20 protein-coding genes are annotated in these 20,104 nt (G+C 68.9%); 6 read left to right on the forward strand and 14 right to left on the reverse strand.

Going from position 1 to position 20,104, the window contains the following annotated elements; translation table 11 throughout:
- From G3N18_RS07595 to manA, 3 genes are all read right to left on the reverse strand, one after another.
- Positions 1-678 (reverse strand): glycosyltransferase family 2 protein (locus G3N18_RS07595; RefSeq protein WP_196383696.1); only part of this gene is annotated, 678 nt, incomplete at its 3' end.
- A gap of 92 nt (positions 679-770) precedes the next feature.
- Entirely contained in the window at positions 771-1,088 is a 318-nt protein-coding gene (locus G3N18_RS07600) for a WhiB family transcriptional regulator (RefSeq protein ID WP_230403990.1), read from the reverse strand.
- A 160-nt stretch (positions 1,089-1,248) separates the two neighbouring features.
- Positions 1,249-2,412, reverse strand: coding sequence for a mannose-6-phosphate isomerase, class I (manA, locus tag G3N18_RS07605; protein ID WP_196383697.1), 1,164 nt, complete (start codon positions 2,410-2,412; stop codon positions 1,249-1,251).
- A gap of 41 nt (positions 2,413-2,453) precedes the next feature.
- On the opposite strand from manA, the gene G3N18_RS07610 reads away from it, so the two are divergent.
- From G3N18_RS07610 to G3N18_RS07620, 3 genes are read left to right on the forward strand one after another with little or no spacing between them, the layout of a single operon-like run.
- The gene (locus G3N18_RS07610) at positions 2,454-3,860 is read left to right on the forward strand and encodes an O-antigen ligase family protein (RefSeq protein ID WP_196383698.1); all 1,407 of its coding nucleotides are present in this window, start codon (positions 2,454-2,456) and stop codon (positions 3,858-3,860) included.
- Positions 3,839-5,242: an O-antigen ligase family protein gene (locus G3N18_RS07615; RefSeq protein ID WP_338038381.1), complete on the forward strand. Its 1,404-nt coding sequence runs from the start codon at positions 3,839-3,841 to the stop codon at positions 5,240-5,242. Before G3N18_RS07610 ends, G3N18_RS07615 begins: the two co-directional genes overlap by 22 nt.
- Positions 5,243-5,254: 12 nt before the next feature.
- Positions 5,255-6,265 (forward strand): glycosyltransferase, encoded by a 1,011-nt coding sequence (locus tag G3N18_RS07620; protein WP_196383699.1) that lies wholly within the window; start codon positions 5,255-5,257, stop codon positions 6,263-6,265.
- A gap of 28 nt (positions 6,266-6,293) precedes the next feature.
- Here the strand turns inward: G3N18_RS07620 and G3N18_RS07625 are convergent, their stop codons facing one another.
- The 6 genes from G3N18_RS07625 to G3N18_RS07650 all read right to left on the reverse strand — a co-directional run bounded on the left by G3N18_RS07625 (position 6,294) and on the right by G3N18_RS07650 (position 11,647).
- Positions 6,294-7,034, reverse strand: a complete 741-nt coding sequence (locus G3N18_RS07625) for an ABC transporter ATP-binding protein (RefSeq protein ID WP_196383700.1) — start codon at positions 7,032-7,034, stop codon at positions 6,294-6,296.
- Positions 7,034-7,834 (reverse strand): ABC transporter permease, encoded by an 801-nt coding sequence (locus tag G3N18_RS07630; protein WP_196383701.1) that lies wholly within the window; start codon positions 7,832-7,834, stop codon positions 7,034-7,036. The genes G3N18_RS07625 and G3N18_RS07630 overlap by 1 nt, the downstream gene beginning before the upstream one ends.
- Positions 7,835-7,844: 10 nt before the next feature.
- Positions 7,845-8,375 carry a hypothetical protein gene (locus tag G3N18_RS07635; protein ID WP_196383702.1) on the reverse strand — a complete coding sequence of 177 codons (531 nt, stop codon included), beginning with the start codon at positions 8,373-8,375 and terminating at the stop codon, positions 7,845-7,847.
- Positions 8,376-8,440: 65 nt separating this feature from the next.
- A complete protein-coding gene (gmd, locus tag G3N18_RS07640) occupies positions 8,441-9,490 on the reverse strand; it encodes a GDP-mannose 4,6-dehydratase (protein ID WP_196383703.1) in 1,050 nt (349 codons plus the stop codon).
- A gap of 46 nt (positions 9,491-9,536) precedes the next feature.
- A complete protein-coding gene (locus tag G3N18_RS07645) occupies positions 9,537-10,706 on the reverse strand; it encodes a DegT/DnrJ/EryC1/StrS family aminotransferase (RefSeq protein ID WP_196383704.1) in 1,170 nt (389 codons plus the stop codon).
- Positions 10,707-10,708: 2 nt separating this feature from the next.
- The gene (locus G3N18_RS07650; RefSeq protein WP_196383705.1) at positions 10,709-11,647 is read right to left on the reverse strand and encodes a GDP-L-fucose synthase family protein; all 939 of its coding nucleotides are present in this window, start codon (positions 11,645-11,647) and stop codon (positions 10,709-10,711) included.
- 199 nt (positions 11,648-11,846) lie between these two features.
- Here G3N18_RS07650 and G3N18_RS07655 point away from each other — a divergent pair, with 199 nt between their 5' ends.
- Entirely contained in the window at positions 11,847-13,127 is a 1,281-nt protein-coding gene (locus G3N18_RS07655) for an oligosaccharide flippase family protein (protein WP_196383706.1), read from the forward strand.
- The gene (locus G3N18_RS07660; protein ID WP_196383707.1) at positions 13,124-14,008 is read left to right on the forward strand and encodes an alpha-1,2-fucosyltransferase; all 885 of its coding nucleotides are present in this window, start codon (positions 13,124-13,126) and stop codon (positions 14,006-14,008) included. The genes G3N18_RS07655 and G3N18_RS07660 overlap by 4 nt, the downstream gene beginning before the upstream one ends.
- Positions 14,009-14,016: 8 nt before the next feature.
- Here G3N18_RS07660 and G3N18_RS07665 read toward each other — a convergent pair whose 3' ends face one another.
- Both G3N18_RS07665 and G3N18_RS07670 read right to left on the reverse strand, forming a co-directional pair.
- Positions 14,017-15,099, reverse strand: a complete 1,083-nt coding sequence (locus G3N18_RS07665; protein WP_196383708.1) for a UDP-N-acetylglucosamine 2-epimerase — start codon at positions 15,097-15,099, stop codon at positions 14,017-14,019.
- Entirely contained in the window at positions 15,096-16,154 is a 1,059-nt protein-coding gene (locus G3N18_RS07670; protein WP_196383709.1) for a glycosyltransferase family 2 protein, read from the reverse strand. Before G3N18_RS07670 ends, G3N18_RS07665 begins: the two co-directional genes overlap by 4 nt.
- Before the next feature lie 176 nt (positions 16,155-16,330).
- Here G3N18_RS07670 and G3N18_RS07675 point away from each other — a divergent pair, with 176 nt between their 5' ends.
- The gene (locus tag G3N18_RS07675; protein WP_196383710.1) at positions 16,331-17,851 is read left to right on the forward strand and encodes a DUF2142 domain-containing protein; all 1,521 of its coding nucleotides are present in this window, start codon (positions 16,331-16,333) and stop codon (positions 17,849-17,851) included.
- Here the strand turns inward: G3N18_RS07675 and G3N18_RS07680 are convergent.
- From G3N18_RS07680 to glf, 3 genes are read right to left on the reverse strand one after another with little or no spacing between them, the layout of a single operon-like run.
- Positions 17,812-18,198 carry a DUF2304 family protein gene (locus G3N18_RS07680; protein ID WP_196383711.1) on the reverse strand — a complete coding sequence of 129 codons (387 nt, stop codon included), beginning with the start codon at positions 18,196-18,198 and terminating at the stop codon, positions 17,812-17,814. The two genes, G3N18_RS07675 and G3N18_RS07680, sit on opposite strands and share 40 nt — an antisense overlap.
- Entirely contained in the window at positions 18,195-18,926 is a 732-nt protein-coding gene (locus G3N18_RS07685) for a glycosyltransferase family 2 protein (RefSeq protein ID WP_196383712.1), read from the reverse strand. The genes G3N18_RS07680 and G3N18_RS07685 overlap by 4 nt, the downstream gene beginning before the upstream one ends.
- 40 nt (positions 18,927-18,966) lie before the next feature.
- A complete protein-coding gene (glf, locus tag G3N18_RS07690; protein ID WP_196383713.1) occupies positions 18,967-20,103 on the reverse strand; it encodes a UDP-galactopyranose mutase in 1,137 nt (378 codons plus the stop codon).
- Position 20,104: the final 1 nt, after the last annotated feature.

Here is a 20,104-nt window from a genome sequence, read left to right on the forward strand (position 1 = left end):
CGCGGGCGCGGGGCCGACGCTGGCGATCGCGACGATCGCGGTGGGCGCGAGGGCCACCCGGCCGCCGCGCAGGCGGGCACGGATGCCGAGGTCGAGGCCTTCGTCCGCTCCCGCGAGCGCCCGGTCGATGCCGCCCAGCCGTCGCCAGGCATCGGCACGCACGAGGATGCCGCGCACGTCGGTGCCGAGCACATCTTCGCCCGCATCGTGCTGACCCTGGTCGTGCTCGCCGTCGGCGAGGCCCACGGTGCGGCCGTAGCGGGTCATCGAGACCCCGAGCGACACAATGCGGTCGGTCTCGTCGGCACGCACGAGCTTGGGTGCGGCGAACGCGACCGAGGGCGCCGTCTCGAGCGCTCCGGCGAGGCGGGCGAGGGCATCGGGCGCCGGAATCGTGTCGTGCGTGAGCACCCACACGGCGTCGCCTTCGAGGCGGTGCGAGCCGAGCGCCAAGGCATCGGCGAAGCTCGTGCGACGGTCGGCCGAGATCACGCCTTCCGCGTGGGATGCCGCCGCGACGGCCTGCACCGTGGCATCCGCGTCGCACAGCACGATGGTCAGCGCGTCGACCGGGCGCGACTGTGCACGGAGCGCGGTGAGCGTCCGTTCCAGATGGATGTCGGCGGCCACGCGCCCCTCGGGGCGCACGACCAGCAGCGCGTGTACTCGGGCGGGCATGACCTGGTCAGCCTAAGCGCGGGTGCGGCCCGCCCCAGCCCGCGACACGGTGACCGGCCGAACCCGGCAGGAGGAGCGTGGAGCGACCGTCGTCAGGCGCGGCGCTTGAGCTTGCGGCGCTCGCGTTCGCTGAGCCCACCCCAGATGCCGAAGCGCTCGTCGTTCTGCAGCGCGTACTCGAGGCATTGATCGCGTACGTCGCACGTGGTGCAGATGCGCTTGGCGTCGCGGGTCGAGCCGCCCTTCTCGGGGAAGAACGCCTCGGGATCGGTCTGCGCGCACAGGGCGTCTGCCTGCCAGGCCAGGGTGCTGTCCGCGTCGGTGGCCGCCGGACGCCGCACCCCGGGAACGCCGAGGTTCACCGGATCGACGAACCAGTTCTCAGGGACCCCGGAACGGTAACCCGTCATATCGTTCTCCCCACTGATTCCCTTCACGCCGGTGCGCGTGTTGGGATAATTACACCGCTGTCATTCGCTGGGGTCAAGTCGCAGATCGTAAACCCTCAAGGCGTCATTGAACCTTCACCCGCGTTCCGACCGGCGTGTCGCGCCCGTCACGGGCGCGCGATCAGGCCTCGACGGCGTCGCGCCCGGGTTGCGCCACGAAGGCCTCGCCGACGCCCGAGAGCACGATCGAACGGGCTCCCCCGCCGACGTACACCGCGCTGCCGGGAGCGAGCACGACCCGTTCGTCGCCGTCGTCGATCGTCACCTCTCCCCCGGTCGCCAGGGCGATGGCCGCGCCGCGCAGGTCAAGCGTGACGGGCGTTCCGCCCAGCTCGACGCGGGTGAGGGCGAAATCGTCCACTGGCGGGGCGAATTCCGCCACCCCGTTGGCGAGCGGCTGCGGCGCGACGAGCGGAGCCGGCCCCACCGACGGGTCGAGCACGCGCAGCAGCTCGGGCACGTCGACGTGCTTTGGGGTCAGTCCGCCGCGCAGCACATTGTCGCTCGCCGCCATGAGTTCGACGCCGAGCCCCGACTGATAGGCGTGCAAGACGCCCGCGGGCGCGAAGAGCGCCTCGCCGCGGTGCAGGACGACGAGGTTCATCAGCAGCGCGACGAAGAGCCCCCGGTCGCCGGGGAAGTCGCGCGCCGCGATGCGGAGCGACGCGATTTCGTCGGCGAACGCCGGATCGGTCGCCCGCTCGAGGTCGGCCGTCAGCTCGGCGACGTCGGCCGCGGTAGCCTCGGTGAGCGCCCACTCGAGGGCTCGGCGCACGGCGCTCTCGGGGTCGGCGCCTGCGAGCAGGCCATCGAGGTGCGAGAGGGCGGGGCCGTCGCCGAGCGCGGCGAGCAGCCGCCGCGTGGTGGCGAGATCACGCACTCCGACGAGAGCGTGGAACTCGTCGCTCAGGGCGACGATGATCTCGGGTTTGTGGTTGTCGTCGCGGTAGAGGCGGTCGGCGGCATCCCGCAGTACACCCGCCGCCTCTTCGCGGGCGAAGCCCTCGCGGGCCTGCGCGCGCGTCGGGTGCGCCTGGATCGACAGTGACGACCCCGTGGCGAGCAGCTTCAAAAGGTAGGGCAGCGGCGCCTCACCCGCGTCGGCAAGTGCCGTATCGAGCGTGCCGCCGCCGGCGCCGAGCACCTGCGAGGGGCTGCCGGGGTGGTCGCCGTACCAGATCTCGGCCTCGGGCCGCCCCGTGGGCGTGCGCCCCTGCAGGCGCGCGATGAGGTCGGTGGAGCCCCACGAGTAGTCCCGCGGGGTGTTCGAGATCGGGATCAGCATGCCCCAAGCCTAGGACGCGCGCGCGATACCCTGATCAGACCATGGTCGTCCACACGAAGCATCCCGTCTCGGCACCGCCGCAGGCGCCGATCCGCGAGACGACCGGGCACCTGCTGCTGCGCGGGTGGTGCATCTTCGTGATCGCCGCCGCCGTCGCGGGCACGTCGTGGTTGATGGCGTTCGGCACGCTCGTCTCGGCGATCGTCGCCGTCGTCACGGGGCTCGTGTCGGGCCTCCTCTGGGTGATCCTGCGGCCCGAAGTGCAGTGGCGGCGCCTCCCGTGGTTCGCACTGCTGTACGTGCTGTGGGCCGTGGCATCCCTGCTCTGGAGCGCGTACCCGTCCGCGACCGCACTCACGCTGTTGCTGCTGCTGACGACGACCGTGCAGGCGATGTTCGTCGGGTCGGTGCTCACGTGGCGAGAGCTCGTGCGGGCGATCGCGTCGGCGCTGAAGTGGGTTCTGGGGCTCTCGCTCGTTTTCGAGCTGTGGGTGTCGCTCGTCTGGGGCGGGCCGATCCTGCCCGGGTTCGTGCGGCCCACGCCGGGGGTGCACTACGACCCGATCGTGTACTGGTCGCGCGACAACCTGTTCGACGGCGGGCGCATCCAAGGCCTGTTCGGCAACGCGAACCCGCTCGCCTACGCGGCCCTTCTCGCGATGATCGTCTTCGCCGTGCGGATTGCCTCGCGCGCGCCCCGCCGCACGCTCCTCGTGCTGTGGTTCGTCCTCGCCGCCTTCTTGTTCGTGCGCGCCGGCTCGGCGACGGCGTCGCTCGCCGCGGCGGCCGTGATCGTCGTGCTCGCCGCCGTGCTGCTCATGCGCACGACGCGCCGCCCCGGCGGCCGCACCCGTTTCTACATCGCGTACGCCGTCGTCGCCCTCGGGGGCCTCACGACGCTGTGGGTGCTGCGCGAACGGATCTTCGCGGCGCTCGGGCGATCCTCCGACCTCACCGGGCGCGAGACAATCTGGGGCGCGGTGTGGGAGCGCGCGATCGAGCATCCGTGGCACGGCTGGGGCTTCTCGACGCCGTGGGTGCCGACCGAACCGCACTTCGACGGATGGATCGTCGACCACGGCGAGACCGTCATGCAGGCGCACAACATGTGGCTCGACGTGTTCCTGCAGTTGGGCATCATCGGCGTCGCACTCATCGGGCTGACGATGCTGGCGTTCGTGTGGCGGTCGTGGTTCTTCGCCGTCGACCGGCCGCGCTGGGATCTCGTCGCCGACCGGCCGTACTCGCCGATCACGCTCGTGCCGACGCTCGTGGGCGCGATCCTGCTCGTGCAGGGGCTCGCCGAGTCGGCGCCGCTGCTCGGGTGGGGGTGGCTGTTCGTCGTGATGCTGGCCTTCAAGATCAAGCAGGCGCCGCTCGTCGGCCGAGGCGCGTCGGAGCAGCGGCTCGTGGGCGAGCAGGGCGAGTGGGAGCGGGCGACGCCGTGACATCGGATGCCGGTGTGCCGCGCGGCCCCGGCGGGATGAACGGCCTCGGCGCAGGCGGCGGTTCCGCCTCAGGGCGCGGTTCCGGCTGGAGCGCGCTCGCGCGACTCGCGGCATCGGCCGACTTCGCCCGCGCGTTCACCCTGGTGGTGTTCGCGACGCTCGTCGGTACGCACCTGATCGTCGCGGTGGCGGGAGTCGTGACACTTCGCACGGTCATCACGGGGCTGTGTCTCGTCGCCGTAGGCATGCTCGCCGCGCGGCGCGAGGAGATCTCGTTCCTGCGCCTCGTGCCGACCACACTCCTGATGGTCGTCGCGTGGGCGTTCGCGAGTGTGTTCTGGAGCACCGACGCCTTCTCGAGCTTCTGGCGATGGACGGCGATGGCGGCGGTGGCCCTCCTCGCCGTCACGATCGGGCACGTGCGCGACACACTGCAGACGGTGCGGGCGCTCGGCGACGTGCTGCGCGCGGCGCTCACGCTCTCGCTCGTGCTCGAGGTGCTGAGCGGCATCATCTTCGACACGCCGCTGCGCTTTCTCGGCATCCAGGGCCACATCGCCTCGTTCGGACCGATCCAGGGCATCTTCGGCACACGCAACATGCTGGGGTTCGTCGCCGTGGTCGCCATGATCACGTTCGCGGTCGAGATGCGCACGCACTCGGTGCGGCCGGGGCTCGCCGTGTTCTCACTGTCGCTGGCGTCTGCGCTCGGGCTCTTGTCGGCGTCGCCGACGGTGCTGGTGCTCGCCGTCGTGGTGGGCGCGGCGACAGCCGTGCTGACCCTCGTACGGTCGGTGCCGGCGGCGCGGCGTACGCGGGTGCAGTGGATCGTCGCAGGGGTCGTGGCCGTGGCATCCGTCGCGCTGTATCTGCAGCGCGCCCGCATCGTCGACCTGCTCGGCGCGCGGGACGACCTGTCGATGCGCTCGCACCTGTGGGCGATGGCGCGCTACTTCGCCGCGCGCCAGCCGGTGCTGGGCTGGGGGTGGTACGGCTCGTGGGACGTCGCCGAGCAACCGTTCGCGTCGATCAATCATCTACTCTCGCAGCGGCACACGACGGCGCTCAACGCGTATGTCGACGTGCACCTGCAGCTCGGCTGGGTGGGCGTGATGCTCTTCTGCGTGCTCGGCGGGCTCGCGCTCGTCAGGTCGTGGCTCGACGCCAGCCAGCGGCGGTCGGTGGTGTACGCCTGGACGCCGCTCATGGTGATCGCCCTCGCTGTCACGAGCGTGTTCGAGTCGGTCGCACTGTTCGGTCTGGGATGGATGCTGCTGGTGCTGTGCGCCGTGCGCGCCGGGCAGTCGCGGGGGTGGCGCGAGCGGTTGGGCGCGAGCGGCCCGCCGCCCACCGGGACGGTCCAGACCCTGCCGCCGGGGTAGAATCGCCAGGTCATGACGCTCCCCTCTTCTTCCCGCCCGGCGACGGGCGACGCGGACTCCGCTGCGCCGTTCGAGCCCGCGAGCGCGACGATCGCGATCGTCACCTTCAACCGTTCGGCGCTGCTGACGCGCCTGCTCGACTCGATCACCGTGATGGACCCGAAGCCCGGGCACGTCGTGATCGTCGACAACGCGTCGACCGATGACACGACCGATGTCGTCGAGTCGTATCGCGACTCGATCGGCACCGAGATCGTCTATCGGCGCCTCGACACCAACACCGGCGGGTCGGGCGGGTTCAGCGAGGGCATGCGCATCGCCTACGAGCTGGGTTCGACCTGGATCTGGGTCATGGACGACGACGTCGAGGTCATGCCCGACGGTCTCGCCCGCATGGGCGCGTGGGCGCCGCGGTTCCGTTCGATCCAGGGGCGGCGCTACGACTTCGACGGCAGCGAGTTCTACTGGCAGTACCGGATCGCCGAGCGTCTCGGCATCCCGATCCCGTTCGCGCCGAGCGGCTTCGACGACTCGGGCTACAAAGAGATGAACTCGGGCTGCTTCGAGGGCATGTTCATCCACCGCGACATCGTGGGCCAGATCGGCCTGCCCGATCCCCGGTTCTTCATCTACTGGGACGACCAGACCTACGGCTGGCTCGCGTCGCGCGTGACGACATCGGTGATCGTGAACGAGTTCGTGCTGCGCCGCACCCGCGAGATCAAGCAGTGGGACATGGGCATCCGCCACATGAACGCGTCATCGGATGCCTACCGGTACTACATCATGCGCAACCGCGCGCTCATCAAGCAGTACTACCGGGCGCTGGATGTCTATCAGCCGGTTCTGTTCGGCCTGGGCACCACCCTCACGTTCGGCAAGGAGATCATCCGCCTACTCTTCGTCGAACGGAAGATCTCGGGCACGTCGAACCTGTTCCGGGGCCTCCGCGATGGACGCAAGATCGCCCGGGACCGCGCGTGGCAGCCGATGCCGCCGCTGGTGGCGGCTGAGCGCGGCTGAGAGCTGAGCGCGGCCGAGCGCTGAGCGTTCAGCGGTTGTAGTCGGCGTTGTAGGCGTCGAGCACCTCGGCGATCGGGGCATCCAGCTTCAGCGCACCCTTGTCGAGATAGAGACCGCGTGTGCAGAAGCGGCGCAGGTCTTTCTCGTTGTGGCTGACGAAGAAGAGGGTGCGACCATCGGCGAGCAGTTCGTCGATGCGGCGATAGCACTTCTCGCGGAACGCCTTGTCGCCGACGGCCAGCACTTCGTCGACGAGCAGGGTCGGCTCGTCGAGCTGCGAGACGACGGCGAAAGCCAGGCGCACCTTCATGCCGCTGGAGAGGTGCTTGTAGGGGGTCTCGACGAAATCGCCGATCTCGGCGAAGCCGATGATGTCGTCGAAGCGGCGCGCGATCTCGGCCTTGGACATGCCGTGGAGACCCGCCGTGAGGCGCACGTTCTCGCGCACGGTCAGGTCGCCGACGAAACCACCGGTGATCTCGATCAGGGGCGCCACTCCCCCGTGGACGGTGACCGAGCCCTCGTCGGGCAGCAGCACTCCGGCGACGAGCTTCAGCAGGGTCGACTTGCCCTGCCCGTTGCGGCCGACGACGCCGATCGCCTCACCTCGCGCGACGTCGAAACTGACGTTCCGCAGCGCCCAGAACTCACCCGGGCGCGTGCGGCGGGCCGATCCGCCGAAGAGGTCTTTGAGGCTGCGACCGCCCCGCCGATTGCGTCGGAAGTGCACGCCGAGGTTCTCGACCTGGATCGCGAGCTCGGACGCCATCACAGCTCCTTCAGCACAGCGGGCTCGAGCCGGCGGAACACGACGACGCCGAGAGCGAGGAACGCGAGTGACATCGCTGCCGCGACGCCGACAGCCGGCAGGTTCCATTCCTCGGGGAACATGCCCGAGCGGTAGAGCGTGAAGATCCCCGACAGCGGGTTGAACAGCGCCAGCTCGCGGAACGTCGAGGGCAGGTCGGAGATCCCGTAGATGATGGGCGACGCGTAGAAGAGGGCACGCAGGATCAGCCGGGTGGTGCGTTCGAGGTCACCCCAGAGGGCGCAGAGGGGTGCGACGAGCAGACCCAGCCCGACGAGCAGAACGGTCTGCAGCAGGACGCCGAGGGGAAAGAGCAGGATCAACGGATTCCACTGCACCTGCAGCCGTGCGAAGAGCGCGAACAGGAGCAGCACCGGGATCGAGAAGAGGAACTCGACACCTTTGCTGAGGACGATCCGGCCCACCCAGATGGAGCGTGGAATCGCCGTGGAGCGCACGAGCTTGGCATCCCGCTTGAAGGCCTTCGTGAAGTCGCTGACCGACGAGTTGAACCACACCCATGGCAGGAGGCCCGCGAGAAGGAACACGATGTACGGCTCGCCGCCGATGCCGTCGCGCTGGAAGACGAGGGTGAAGACGAACCAGTAGATCACGCTCATCACGAGCGGATCGAGGACTGACCACACATACCCGAGCGCACTCGTCGAGTAGCGGACCTTCAGGTCTCGTGCCGACAGCAGCCACAACGAGTGAACATAGCGCCGGGCGGAGCCTGGGGCGCCGGCTACGGCGGTGGGCATGGGGTCGAGTCTATGGCGCCGGGGCGACAGGACCGCGCGGGGCGGAGGTCTGCTCCGGCTCCGGCGCGCGGCGAAAGACCGGGAGGCTGCTGACGAGATTCGCCTGACCGTACTCGGTGCCAGCGAGCCAAGTTCCGTGATTGAGAACGAACATGACGACAGGCACCAGTACGACTGCGAGCCCGGCGCGCACGCGTCCGACGACGCGGGCGACGGCCAAGGGAAGCCACACGAGCGGGAGGGCGACCAGAAGCGCCTGTGCGAGCTCGAGACCCGGGTAGGGCGAGTCCGAGCCGGTCACGTCGCTCATGAGACTCGCGATGATGTACGAGCCCGGATCGTCGTCCCACGTCGCGAAGGTCAGCGGCCCCGGGGCGGGCGCCTGCACGCCATACGATCCGGACCCGGTCTCCTTGATAAGCAGCGTGCCGGTCTCGCGGTACGCGTCATAGGTCGCCCGCAGCTCCGCGTCGCGGGCGGGATGCCAGAGCAGGTCGGGCATCGCCAGCACGGAGGCGAACGAGACGATCGCGAGGATCACTCCGAGGGCCAGTAGTACCTAGGTCGCTCCCGAGGTCCAGGTCGGTCCGAGTCGTCCGCGCGAGCTCATGCCGGGGCGGATCCCGACATCGCCGCCCAGTCGACGACGTCCACGGCGTGAGCGCGGCCCTCGGCCAGTGCCGCTACATCGTGATCGACCATGATCTCGGCGAGCCGGGGCGCGGTCACCTGCGGTGACCAGCCCAGTTCGCGCTGGGCGAGGCCGAAGTCGCCGATGAGCGCGTCGACCTCAGTAGGGCGGAGGTAGCGCTCGTCGAAGCGGACATACTTTTCCCAGTCGAGCCCGACTCGGGAGAAGGAGAACTCGAGGAACTCGCGCACCGTACACGCCGTGTTCGTCGCCACGACGTAGTCCTGCGGAGTGTCGTGCTGCAGCATGCGCCACATCGCCTCGACGTACTCGGGTGCGTAGCCCCAGTCGCGCACGGCGTCGAGGTTGCCCATGTAGAGGTCCTCCTGCTCGCCCGCGGCGATCCGCGCGACGGCGCGCGTGATCTTGCGGGTCACGAACGTCTCGCCACGACGGGGCGACTCGTGGTTGAAGAGGATGCCGTTGACGGCGAACAATCCGAACGCCTCGCGGTAGTTCTTGGTGATCCAGTACGAATAAACCTTCGCGGCGCCATACGGCGAGCGGGGGTAGAACGGGGTCGATTCGTTCTGCGGCGGCGGGGTCGCACCGAACATCTCGGAGCTGCTGGCCTGATAGTACCGGCAGTCGATACCCGAGACGCGCACGGCTTCGAGGAGGCGAACGCTGCCGAGTCCCGTCGTGTCGCCGGTGTATTCCGGCTCGTCGAAGCTCACGCGCACGTGCGACTGCGCGGCGAGGTTGTAGACCTCGTCGGGTCGGATCGTCCCCAGCAGGGTCACCAGACGCGACCCGTCGGTGAGGTCGCCGTAGTGGAGTGTGAGGCGCGGGTCGGGCGTGTGCGGGTCGGTGAAGAGGTGATCGATACGATGGGTGTTGAACGTCGACGCGCGGCGGATCAGCCCGTGCACCTCGTAGCCCTTCGCGAGCAGCAGCTCGGCGAGGTAGCTGCCGTCCTGGCCGGTGATGCCGGTGATGAGCGCGCGCTTGGCGGTGTGCGTCATGTCGTCCTCTGTCTTCTCGTACGGCCGTGACCGATGGTGTTCAACGTCACAGACCGTCGACGACCGTCGCCAGCAGCTCGAGCTGGCGCGGGATCGGGTAGTGGTGGTTGCCGACGAACAGCCCGTTCTCATGAATATCGTCGGAGACGGGCAGCGTGTCGGGCACGATCGCGTCGAGATGGCGCATGACGGGGTTGCGGGTGAAATTGCCCGCAACCACCGGCCGCGCCTCGATTCCTGCAGCCGCGAGGGCGCGGGCGAGCTCCGCGCGGCGTCCGCCGAGGCGCCCCTCGAGCACCATGGCGAAGCCGAACCAGCTGCTCTCGCCGTTCTCGCGCTGGATGGTCAGGTCGTCGCGGTCGCCGAACAGGCGGACGAACTCGCGTCCGTTCTCGCGCCGGCCCGCGATGAGCGCGGGGAGCTTGGCGAGCTGCTCGATGCCGAGCGCGCCCGACATCTCCAGCGGCCGCACGTTGTAGCCCGGCAGCACGAAACGGAAGAGGTCGTCGAACGCGTCGCCGCTCTTGGGGTGGATGAGGTTGTCGGCAGGCAGTTCGCGCGTCCATCCATGAGCACGGAGCGACACGGCCGCCTGGTAGGTGTACTCGTCGTCAGTTGTGACGAGGCCACCCTCCATCGTCGAGATGTGGTGCGAGAAGAAGGCGCTGTAGGTGCCTGCGAGGCCGAACGTGCCCGTGTGTCGGCCGTCCAGCGTCGCCCCGAGCGACTCGCAGTTGTCCTCGATGAGCACGAGCCCGTGGGCTTCGGCGAGGGCGCGGAGAGCCGGGAGATCCGCGGGGTTGCCGAGGAGGTTGACCGCGAGGATCGCCTTCGTGCGCTCCGTGATCGCCTCGGCGACGAGTGCGGTGTCGATGTTCAGGGTGTCGCGGTCCACGTCAACGAACCGCAGCCGCAGCCCCAGCTGATGAACCGGATAGTATGTCGTCGCCCACGACACCGCCGGCACGATGACCTCGTCGCCCGGGTTCAGATCGACGTCGGGGTTGACGAGGGCGGCGGCCACGGCGATGAGGTTCGCACTGCTGCCCGAGTTGACCATGACGGCGCGACGGGCTCCCATCGCCGCGGCGAACCGCTCCTCGAACTCGCGCACGAGCGGGCCCATCGTGAAGCGACCGCTCTCGATCACCTTCTGCAGCGCGGCGTACTCCGCCTCGTCCCACGTGGTCGTGGCAAGCGGGTAAACGACATCCATGCTCAATGTCCCTCCGTCGGTTCCAGGGTATCCAGGAACGCTGCGTACGACGCGCGCATCCCGTCGCGCAGCGAGGTCTGCGGATCCCACCCGAAGCGCTGCGCGCGCGAGGAGTCCATCAGCTTCTGGTGCATGCCCGCGGGCTTGGAGGCATCCGTGGCGAGCGTGCACTCGTAGCCGACCGTCTCCAGCGCCGCGCGGTAGTAGTCGAGGACGCTGTGATCGTCGCCCTGGCCGACGTTGAGCAGCGTCGGCCAGTCCGCCATGTCGTCGAGGCTCGCGACGACCCAGTCGGCGAGGTCCGCGACGTAGGTGAACTCCCGACGTGCCGTACCGTCTCCCCACACGTCGATAGAGACCGCTCCGGTCGTTTTGGCGCGGTGCGCTTTCGCGATCGTCGCGGCGACGAGGTGGCCCTTGTCGAGCGAGAAGTCGTCGTTCGGGCCGTACAGATTCGAGGGGATCACGACGCGGTAGGCTCGGCCGAGCTGGTCTGAGACGTACTGGCAGTAGCGCGCGGCCGCGATCTTCGCGATCGCGTAGCCCTCGTTCGTGGGCTCCAGCGGCGCGGCGAGCACGTCCTCCTCGACGAGCGGCTGGCGGTAGTCCTTCGGATACATGCAGGAGCTGCCGAAGTAGAGGAACCTCTCGACGCCCGCATCGGTCGCCGCCGACAGCAGGTTCGAATCCATGAGGATGTTGTCGATGAGGAAGCCCGAGGGATCGGCCATGTTGGCGGCGATGCCGCCCACGCGCGCCGCGGCATGGATGACGAGAGCCGGCTGGATCCGCTCGATCAACGCGCGCACGGATGCCTGATCGCGCAGGTCGGCGTCGGCGCGCGTCACGACGACCAACTCGTCGGTGCGGGACTGGCGCGCCCAGGCATCCTGCAGCGCGCGCGCGAGCATGCCATTGCCACCGGTCAGCAGAACGCGCATGTTTCGATCTCCAGTCGAGGAAGGTGGGACGGGACCCTCCCCATGAGAGTCGGAACCGGGCTCCAGTGTAGACGGCGCCGCCCTCTCGGGCGGGCCCGCGGGCACGGGTAGACTTGCCCGGTCTCGTGCGCCGCGCGCCGGGGCACCCCCGACGGACGCTGCCGGCGTCCGCCCACGTCCGTGAGGCACGCACACCACCATGTCCGATCACCCCCCCGCCCCCGAGGACGACGTCGCCCGCGGCGGACTGTCGGGGCACGTGCGGTCGCACGCCCGGGGCCTGTCGGAGGTCGTGCTCGCCAGCATCCTCGGCGTTCTCGCGTCGTTCGTGTTCCAGATCGCGAGCGCGCGCTACCTCGCTCCCGCCGAGTTCGGTCTGCTGTCGGCCTTCCTCGCGGTGGTCAGCACCGCGGCGATCGGAAGCTCGTCGCTGCAGAACATCGTGACGGTGCAGACCGCCGATGCGCTCGCCCATCCGGAGCGGCCCGTCGCCCGGCGCCGCATCCCCGTCGACGCTCTCGTGATCGGCGCGGTGGGCGGCGCACTTGTCGCCGCCGCGTCGCCGTTCCTCGGGGCCGCCTTGGACAGTTCGGCGAGCGTCGTGCTCGCAGCCGCCCTCTGCATTCCGCTGAGCTTCGTCTTCGCCGACGCGCTCGGACTTCTGCAGGGATCTGGCCAGGTGTCGCGGGCGGTCTGGTGGTCGACCGTCTCGCTCGTCCTCCGCGTCGGCCTCCTCGTCATCGCGATCATCGCTGCGTGGGGCATCGCGGGGGTGATCGGCGCCGTCGTCGTCGCGACGGCGGCGACTCTCGTCGGAGCGGTGTGGTCGGCGCGGCGCGTGCCGCGTCCCGCGGGCGGCGCGTTCACCCGCGACGGCGCGGCGATCGTCGTCCTGACAGTCGCCTTCGCGTGGTTGACCTCCTCCGATGTCCTGTTCCTCCGCGCCGGGGAGGCATCCGCGCTTGCGGGGTCGTATGCGGCCGCGACGGTACTCGTCAAGGCGGGATTCCTCGTCCCCTCGACGCTCTCGCTGTACCTCCTCCCCCGCTTCGTTCGCAACCGCGGGAACCGTCATCTGTCGCGAATGGGCGTTCTCGTCACCCTGGGGCTGTCGTTGGCGACGAGCCTCGCGATGATCACGGTGTTCGCCCTTCTCGGGCCGTGGCTGATCCACCTGCTGTACGGCGAGGAGTTCGCCATGACGGCAGAACTCCTGGTTCCGGTGTGCCTGGCCTACCTGCCGTGGATGGCCGCGCAGGGGATGCTCATCAAGATGACGTCGTTCGCCTCACGCGCCGGGGCCGCCGTCCTCGCCGTCGCGGTCGCCGTCCAGTTCTTCGCCTTCCAGACCGTCACCCCGGATGTCACCGCGATGCTCGTGTGGTTCGGCGCGATCGGCGTCGTCGTGGTGGCGTCCTTCCTCGTGATCGACAGCAGACATGCCAGGCGGACAGACCCGGCGGAGAGGACGGACGCATGAACGCGCATCGCGACGGCGTCACAGGCTACGTCATGGGCGGCCTGGGCAATCAGATCTTCATTCTCGCCGCGGCGTGGGAGCAGGCTCGACGGCTGGGCGTACCGGTCCACCTCGACCGGTCGCATTTCGCGGTCGGCGGCACGTTCGCGTACGGGCTCGATGCTTTCGACCATCCCGCGACCGTGCTGGAGCCGGGGGAGTCTCCGTGGCGCTCTGTGCGGATCAACCGCGAGCGTGTGCTGCCGGTCCCCCGCCGGCCCTGGGGACACATCTACCTCGAGCGCGACGGCGACACCTACTCGCCCGCGATCGAGAGGATCCGCCCCGGCACGACCCTCATCGGCTACTTCCAGTCGCCGAAGTATTTCCCTTCGGTGCGCGACGAACTGAGCGCGTCGATGCTCGCCGTGCCGGATTCCGACGCCGAGGCGGCGACGATCTCGCAGATGCTCGAGAACCCCGCGATCTCGCTACACCTGCGCCGCGGCGACTATCTCGCCGTCTCGGAGGATCGGCAGTTCATCGCGTCGGTCGCCTACGCGGTCCGCGCGATCCGTCTGCTGCGCTCGATGGGCGTCGATCTTCCCGTTCGCGTGTTCTCCGACTCGGTCGACCTCGTCAAACAGGAGCTGCGGGGCATCCCGGGCGACTTCGAGTTCGTCGAGGACGGCCTTCTGGGCACATGGGCGAGCCTAAAGGCGATGTCGGCCGGGCGCGCGATGATCATGAGCAACTCGAGCTTCAGCTGGTGGGGCGCCGAGCTCATGCGGCGCCGATTCGGCGGCGACACTCCGGTCATCGCACCGCGGCCGTGGACGCAGACGGGCACGGCGAAGGCCGACCTGCTGGACCCCGACTGGATCAGCCTCGACGCGCGCTGAGCGGCGCCTCACTCTCCGGGTACGGCGAAGCCTCGGGCGATGAGGTCGTCGACGATGATGTCGGAGGGCGACGCGCCCGCCTCGATGTTTGTCTGCCGCAGCCGCTCGTAGTCACCGAGGAACGAGCGGACCGTGCCCTGGTCCCAGCCGGACAGCACGGCGCTCGTGCCGAACCCCTCCTGCCCCTCGGTGACCTTACGGTGGATGAGGGTGGGGATGCCGAGCGCCGCGGCCTCCTGCTGGATGCCACCGGAATCGGTCACGATGAACCTCGCCCCCTGCATCGCGGCGACGAACTGCCCATGCTCGAGCTTTGTCATCACAGAGAACTTCGTGAGACCGAGGTCGGCGATCGAGCGCTCGATCGCCTCCCGCGAGTAGGAGTCGACGATCAGGCGCAGCGGGAGCGGGCTGTTCTGATCGAGGGTGCGCAGCGTCTCGGCGACGAGCGCTGGGTTGGAGATGAACTCGTAGCGGTGCAGTAGCACGAGGGCGTAAGGGTCGGCCGTGGCATCCGTCGCGCCTTGCGCCGCATCGCGCACGGCGTCTTTGGCGGTGTTGCCATGCGTCAGGACCACGTTCTGCCGATCGGTGAGGTTGTCCGCGGCCTCCTGCGAGGGGACGTAGTGGATAGTCGCGAACCTGCCGACGACGCGGCGGTCAAGCTCCTCAGGGAACGGGTGGCGCCAGTTGCCCGACCGCAGCCCCGCCTCGATGTGCGCGACGGGCGTCCGCAGTCGCCGTCCGATGAACGTGCCGAGGACCGTCGTCATGGTGTCGCCGTGCACGACGACGAGCGACCCCGGAGGGAGCTCGCGCCGGATCCGACGCAGGTTCTTCACGCCCCACGCGACGACGTCGAACGCCCAGCCCACCATCTGCAGCGGCGTCTTCAGGGGCTTCCCCCGCCATCCGTCGGCGATGATCCGGTCCGGCGCCTTCAGCCCGAGCTCGGGGATGGCGCGGCGCAGCGCCACGGTGTGCTGCTGGGTGATCCACTGCTCGTAGGCGATGCCGCGCTCCTGCAGCCTGCGCGCTACGGGGGCGACTTTGATCGCCTCGGCCGTCGTTCCGTATATGAAGATGATCATGCGGACTCCTCGTCACGCTTCGGGGTGAAGGATGCGCGGTGCAGGATCGTGCCGCGCACGAGACCGAGCCAGAACGGCACGACGAACACCGGCAGGCACGCCACATAGGCGAGTATGCCGCGCGCGGGCGCACGGTTGCGCGCGGCGAGAACGACCGGCGCGAGGATGGCCGCCGCCGACAGCCCGAGGCCGACGGCGACCGCCCCCCGTGCGCCGCGCGCGAGCAGGAGCGCTCCTCCGGCCAGCAGCGCGACCGGCGCGAGGGCGAGCAGGACCAGCACGACCGAGCGCAGACGCGTCGTACCCGCGTAGCTGTCGACGAAAAGAGTCCCGCGGTCGAAGGTGTGGCGCACGAACGACGCGAGGGTCGTCCGCGGGCGGTAGGTCGCCGAGAACTCCGGGTCGAGGCGAATCGGCGCGTGCGCGGCGATCCAACGAAGCAGCTTCGTATCGTCCGAGACGAGCCGTGCATCGCCCTCGGGCCACGTCGCGTTGAAGGCGTCGAGAAGCAGATCCCGCTCACCGAGGAACATCGTGGTCCCTTTCGGCGCCTGATCGAAGGTCTCGGGCGTCAGATCGAACGGGCGTGGCGACCGCAGGAACCGGCCCCAGAACACGTGGGTTGGAACCTCCCAGAAGAGCCCGACCAGGGGCGCCGCGGAGTCGGTGCGGACGTAGGCGTTCCAGGCGCGCGGTGCGCCGTCCGCCTCGAGCGCCGCCAGGACGTGTCGGATCGTGGTGGCATCGACGAGCACGCGCGAGTCCAGGAACAGCACGTGGCGTGCGTGCGCCGCTTCGAGCCCTGCGAATCTCGCGAGGAACCGTCCGCCGTTTGGCTGGGTGATCACCGACACGGGGGCCGGGAAGGATTCGGCGAGCGAGCATGCCGTACCGGCGGTATCGTCGGTGGATCCGTCATCGACGACGATGACTTCGATCTCCGCACGCGCCACCGTGATCGCCTCGGCGAGCGCCGCGAACGTCGAGGGCAGCCACGGCGCCGAGTCAAAGGCCGGGATGACGATGCTGAGCGAGGGGATTGTCGCATCCGGCATCGTCTACACGCTCCCGGGGCGTGCGACTCGGCGAAGCGTCGGCGTCGTTTCGACGGCACCGCCCGGATACGATGGGTACGGCTGGGCGATCACCGCTTCAGCCTACCGGGCCGGTCCGGATGGACGCTCATCCTCGAGCGCGGGCGCGGCCCCTATCGACCAGGAGCGATTTCCGCATGCGACACCGACGAATCCTGCACATCCTCGCGGGAATCGCCCTCCCCGTCGCGATGCTCCTGGCGCTGCTCGCGTGGGCGGGGTCGTCGCCTCCCGGGTCGAGCCCCGACGACGATTACCACATGGCGAGCATCTGGTGCGCGTCCGGAGACGTCGACGGCCGCTGCGAGCAGACGAGCTCCCCTGACCGGCGGGGACTACCCGCGGAATTGGTTAGGGCGTCAAGCTGCTTCGCGTTCCTGCCCGACCAGTCCGCGTCCTGCCCCGTACCGCATGGCATGCGGTCCACAGATCGCGGCAACTGGGTGGGCCATGCGTATCCGCCGTACTTCTACGCAGTGATGAACGTCTTCGTGACGGATGACTTCGACACGTCAATTCTCCTCATGCGAACATTCAATGCTGGCCTGTACGTCAGTGTTTTGACCGCGCTGTTCTTCCTGCTGCCGCGACGCAAGCGCCCGCTGGTCGTGTGGACCTCGCTCTTGACGATCGTGCCGCTGGGCACGTTCCTCATCCCGAGCGTCAACCCGAGCGGGTGGGCGATCCTGTCCGCGACGGGACTATGGCTCGCCGCGTGGGGATTCTTCCTCACGTCGGGGACACGCAAATGGCTGCTCGCGGGAATGGCGCTCCTCCTCCTCCTGATCGGCGCCGGTGCACGCGGGGACGCCGCCGTTTACGGCGTGCTCGCCCTGCTCGCGGCATCCGTGCTGGGGTTCCGACGCGACCGCCGCTATCTCGTCGAGTTGCTCCTACCGCTGGGGCTGAGTATCGTCGCCGTCCAGATGTTCTTCAGCGTCGGCCAGTCGGCGATCATCTCGGGAGATACGGCCGTGGATGCCTCCATGCCCCTCTCGTCCCTCATCTTCACCAACCTCAAGCTCCTGCCTCAGCTGTGGATGGGAGCCTTCGGACTCTGGGGGCTCGGGTGGCTCGATACGACGATGCCGGGTCTGGTCTGGGGGACGACGGTCGGCCTGTTCGCCGCGCTGTGTTTCTGGGGGCTGCGCCGCGGCGACTGGCGGAAGTTCCTCGCCCTCGCGGGCGTCGGGCTCGCCCTCATCGTCGTGCCGATGTACATCCTCGTCCACGACGGGATGATCGTCGGCTCGAACGTCCAGCCGCGCTACGTCTACCCGATGCTGATCATCTTCGGCGGCATCGCGCTGGTGGGCTTCGCCCGCTCGAGCCTCGGGCTCACGCGCGTGCAGCTGATCGTGGCGGGGGCGGCCCTTGCGCTCGCCAACGCGATTGCCCTCCACACCAACATGCGGCGCTACATCACGGGCCTCGACGTCACGAACGTCAATCTGAACTGGCCGATCGATTGGTGGTGGAACATCCCGGTCTCGCCCATGGCGTGGTGGCTGCTCGGCTCGGCCGCCTTCGCCGCCGCGCTCGCGCTCGCGATCTGGTCGGCGGCGCGCCGCCCGGCGCTCGAGGAGGCCGTCTCCGAGCCCGTCGCGAACGACGCGGTTCAGGAGGAAGTGTCGCCCGCCGAGTCCTCGCGCGCCTGACGCTGCTCGAGCTCGCTCGCGCGCAGTTCCAGCAGAGCGACCCGTTCGGCGAGCACGCGCGTCTCTGCCTCGAGGTTGGTCAGCTCCGCACTGTGCTGGATGCACACGAGGAAGAGCACGGCGATACTGATGAAGAAGATGAGGTTCGTCGGCAGCACGACACCGACGACGGAGGTCGCCCAGACGAGCAAGTCGGGGAACAAGCCGGCGATCAGGGCGAGCGAGGCAGCGACGAGCCACCAGATCGCGTGACGCTCCCGGAGTCGGCGGCGACGCAACAGCTCGACCACCACCCCGAAGGTGATGAGGGCCGCGACGACCCCGAGAATGTAGCCCGTGGGGGTCACGCGGAGGCTCCCGCCATCGTGGGTACCGGGCGGACATAGGCGAAGCCGAGCGCGACGAACGCGCGGAGCAGATAGATCGCGGCGCGGACGGGATTGTGCGACGGCTTGCCGCCGGCGCGCTCGCGCATCGCGACGGGGACCTGCGTGATGCGGCATCCCGCCCGCGCCGCGATCACGAGCGCCTCGACGGTGTCGCCGAGATACTCCGCCGGCATGTTCTCGGCGAACAGCGCCACCGCGCGCGGGCCGCAGGCCTTGAAACCGGAGGTCGCATCGGTCAGCTTGGACTTGGCCGAGCGGCTCAGGACGGCGGCGATCGTGCGCATCGCGAAGCGGCGCAGCCATTGCGCCCGGTAGTCGCCCTCGCCCGCGAAGCGCGCGCCGATGACCAGGTCGGCCTCGTCGAGTCGCTCGAGCATCCGCGGGACGGCGGCCGGATCGTGCTGACCATCGGCGTCGATCTGCACGACGACGTCGTAGCCGTTCTCGAGCGCGTACTTGAACCCGAGGCGCATGGCACCGCCCACACCGAGATTGAACGGAAGCCGCGCGACGGTCGCGCCGGCAGCCGTCGCGACCGCGGAAGTCGAGTCTGTCGATCCGTCGTCCACGACGAGGCAGCGCACACCCGGCAGAGTCGCGCGCACTTCGTCGATGACGGCTGTGATCGCCTCTTCCTCGTTCAGCGCGGGCACCACGATCAGCACGCGGGAAGAGGTGGAAGCCATACGTCGATTCTAGCTTTCGTCCCGCTCAGCACCCGAGCGCTCAGGCGAGGTGGTTGTTCCAGAGCGAGAGGGCGGACCCGATTGCCATGTGCATGTCGAGGTACTGGTAGGTGCCGAGGCGCCCGCCGAAATGCACTCCCGACTCTCCCTCCGCCAATGCCCGGTAGGCGAGCAGCCGCGCGCGGTCCTGCGCCGTGTTTACGGGGTAGTACGGCTCATCATCGCGCTCGGCGAACCGCGAGAACTCGCGCATGACGACCGTGCGGTCCCGCGGGTATCGGTCCGCCCGCTCGGGATGGAAGTGCTTGAATTCGTGGACCCGCGTGTACGGCACGTCGGCATCCGCATAGTTCATGACGCTCGTGCCCTGGAAGTCGCCGATCTCGAGGATCTCCTGCTCGAAGTCCAGCGTCCGCCACGATAGCTCGCCCTCTACATTGTCGAAATAACGGTCGACGGGACCCGTGTACACGATCGGCAGCTGTCCGACCGTCGCCCCCTTGTGCAGCGGCTGCGCATCGTCGAAGAAGTCCGTTCCGAGCTTCACCTCGATCAGCGGGTCGTCGGCCATCCGCTCGAGCCACGCCGTGTACCCGTCCGTGGGCAGACCCTCCCACGTGTCGTTGAAGTACCGGTTGTCGTAGGTGTAGCGCACCGGCAGTCGGCTGATGACCTCGGCCGGCAAGTCCTTCGGATCGGTCTGCCACTGCTTGGCGGTGTAATCGCGGATGAACGCCTCGTACAGCGGGCGTCCGATCAGCCCGATCGCACGCTCCTCAAGATCACGGGCATCCTTCGGGTCGAATTCCCCCGCGAGCTCGTGCACGAGCGCTCGCGCCTCATCGGGCGAGTACGCAGCCTGGAAGAACTGGTTGATCGTGCCGAGGTTGATCGGCAGCGGGTAAACGACCCCCCGATGATTCGTGTACACCCGGTGCACGTAGTCTGTGAAGGTCGTGAACCGGTTCGCGTACTCCCACACCGCGCGATTGGACGTGTGGAACAGGTGCGCCCCGTATCGATGGACCTCGATGCCGGTGACCGACTCGTCCTCGCTGTATGCATTGCCCCCGATGTGGTGACGGCGGTCGATCACCGTCACCTTCCGACCCGACGCCGCGGCGCGCTCCGCGACTGTCAGCCCGAAGAACCCCGACCCGACGACCAGCAGATCCATG

This window comes from Microbacterium paulum (genome assembly GCF_015707995.1).
GTDB classification, from domain to species: domain Bacteria; phylum Actinomycetota; class Actinomycetes; order Actinomycetales; family Microbacteriaceae; genus Microbacterium; species Microbacterium paulum.

Excerpts from the sequence above, each read along its gene's own strand:
- G3N18_RS07600 (WP_230403990.1), bottom strand. The coding sequence starts at position 1,088 with ATGACGGGTTACCGTTCCGGGGTCCCTGAGAACTGGTTCGTCGATCCG.
- manA (WP_196383697.1), bottom strand. The coding sequence starts at position 2,412 with ATGCTGATCCCGATCTCGAACACCCCGCGGGACTACTCGTGGGGCTCC.
- G3N18_RS07610 (WP_196383698.1), top strand. The coding sequence starts at position 2,454 with ATGGTCGTCCACACGAAGCATCCCGTCTCGGCACCGCCGCAGGCGCCG.
- G3N18_RS07620 (WP_196383699.1), top strand. The coding sequence starts at position 5,255 with ATGACGCTCCCCTCTTCTTCCCGCCCGGCGACGGGCGACGCGGACTCC.
- G3N18_RS07625 (WP_196383700.1), bottom strand. The coding sequence starts at position 7,034 with ATGGCGTCCGAGCTCGCGATCCAGGTCGAGAACCTCGGCGTGCACTTC.
- G3N18_RS07630 (WP_196383701.1), bottom strand. The coding sequence starts at position 7,834 with ATGCCCACCGCCGTAGCCGGCGCCCCAGGCTCCGCCCGGCGCTATGTT.
- gmd (WP_196383703.1), bottom strand. The coding sequence starts at position 9,490 with ATGACGCACACCGCCAAGCGCGCGCTCATCACCGGCATCACCGGCCAG.
- G3N18_RS07645 (WP_196383704.1), bottom strand. The coding sequence starts at position 10,706 with ATGGATGTCGTTTACCCGCTTGCCACGACCACGTGGGACGAGGCGGAG.
- G3N18_RS07650 (WP_196383705.1), bottom strand. The coding sequence starts at position 11,647 with ATGCGCGTTCTGCTGACCGGTGGCAATGGCATGCTCGCGCGCGCGCTG.
- G3N18_RS07655 (WP_196383706.1), top strand. The coding sequence starts at position 11,847 with ATGTCCGATCACCCCCCCGCCCCCGAGGACGACGTCGCCCGCGGCGGA.
- G3N18_RS07660 (WP_196383707.1), top strand. The coding sequence starts at position 13,124 with ATGAACGCGCATCGCGACGGCGTCACAGGCTACGTCATGGGCGGCCTG.
- G3N18_RS07665 (WP_196383708.1), bottom strand. The coding sequence starts at position 15,099 with ATGATCATCTTCATATACGGAACGACGGCCGAGGCGATCAAAGTCGCC.
- G3N18_RS07670 (WP_196383709.1), bottom strand. The coding sequence starts at position 16,154 with ATGCCGGATGCGACAATCCCCTCGCTCAGCATCGTCATCCCGGCCTTT.
- G3N18_RS07675 (WP_196383710.1), top strand. The coding sequence starts at position 16,331 with ATGCGACACCGACGAATCCTGCACATCCTCGCGGGAATCGCCCTCCCC.
- G3N18_RS07685 (WP_196383712.1), bottom strand. The coding sequence starts at position 18,926 with ATGGCTTCCACCTCTTCCCGCGTGCTGATCGTGGTGCCCGCGCTGAAC.
- glf (WP_196383713.1), bottom strand. The coding sequence starts at position 20,103 with ATGGATCTGCTGGTCGTCGGGTCGGGGTTCTTCGGGCTGACAGTCGCG.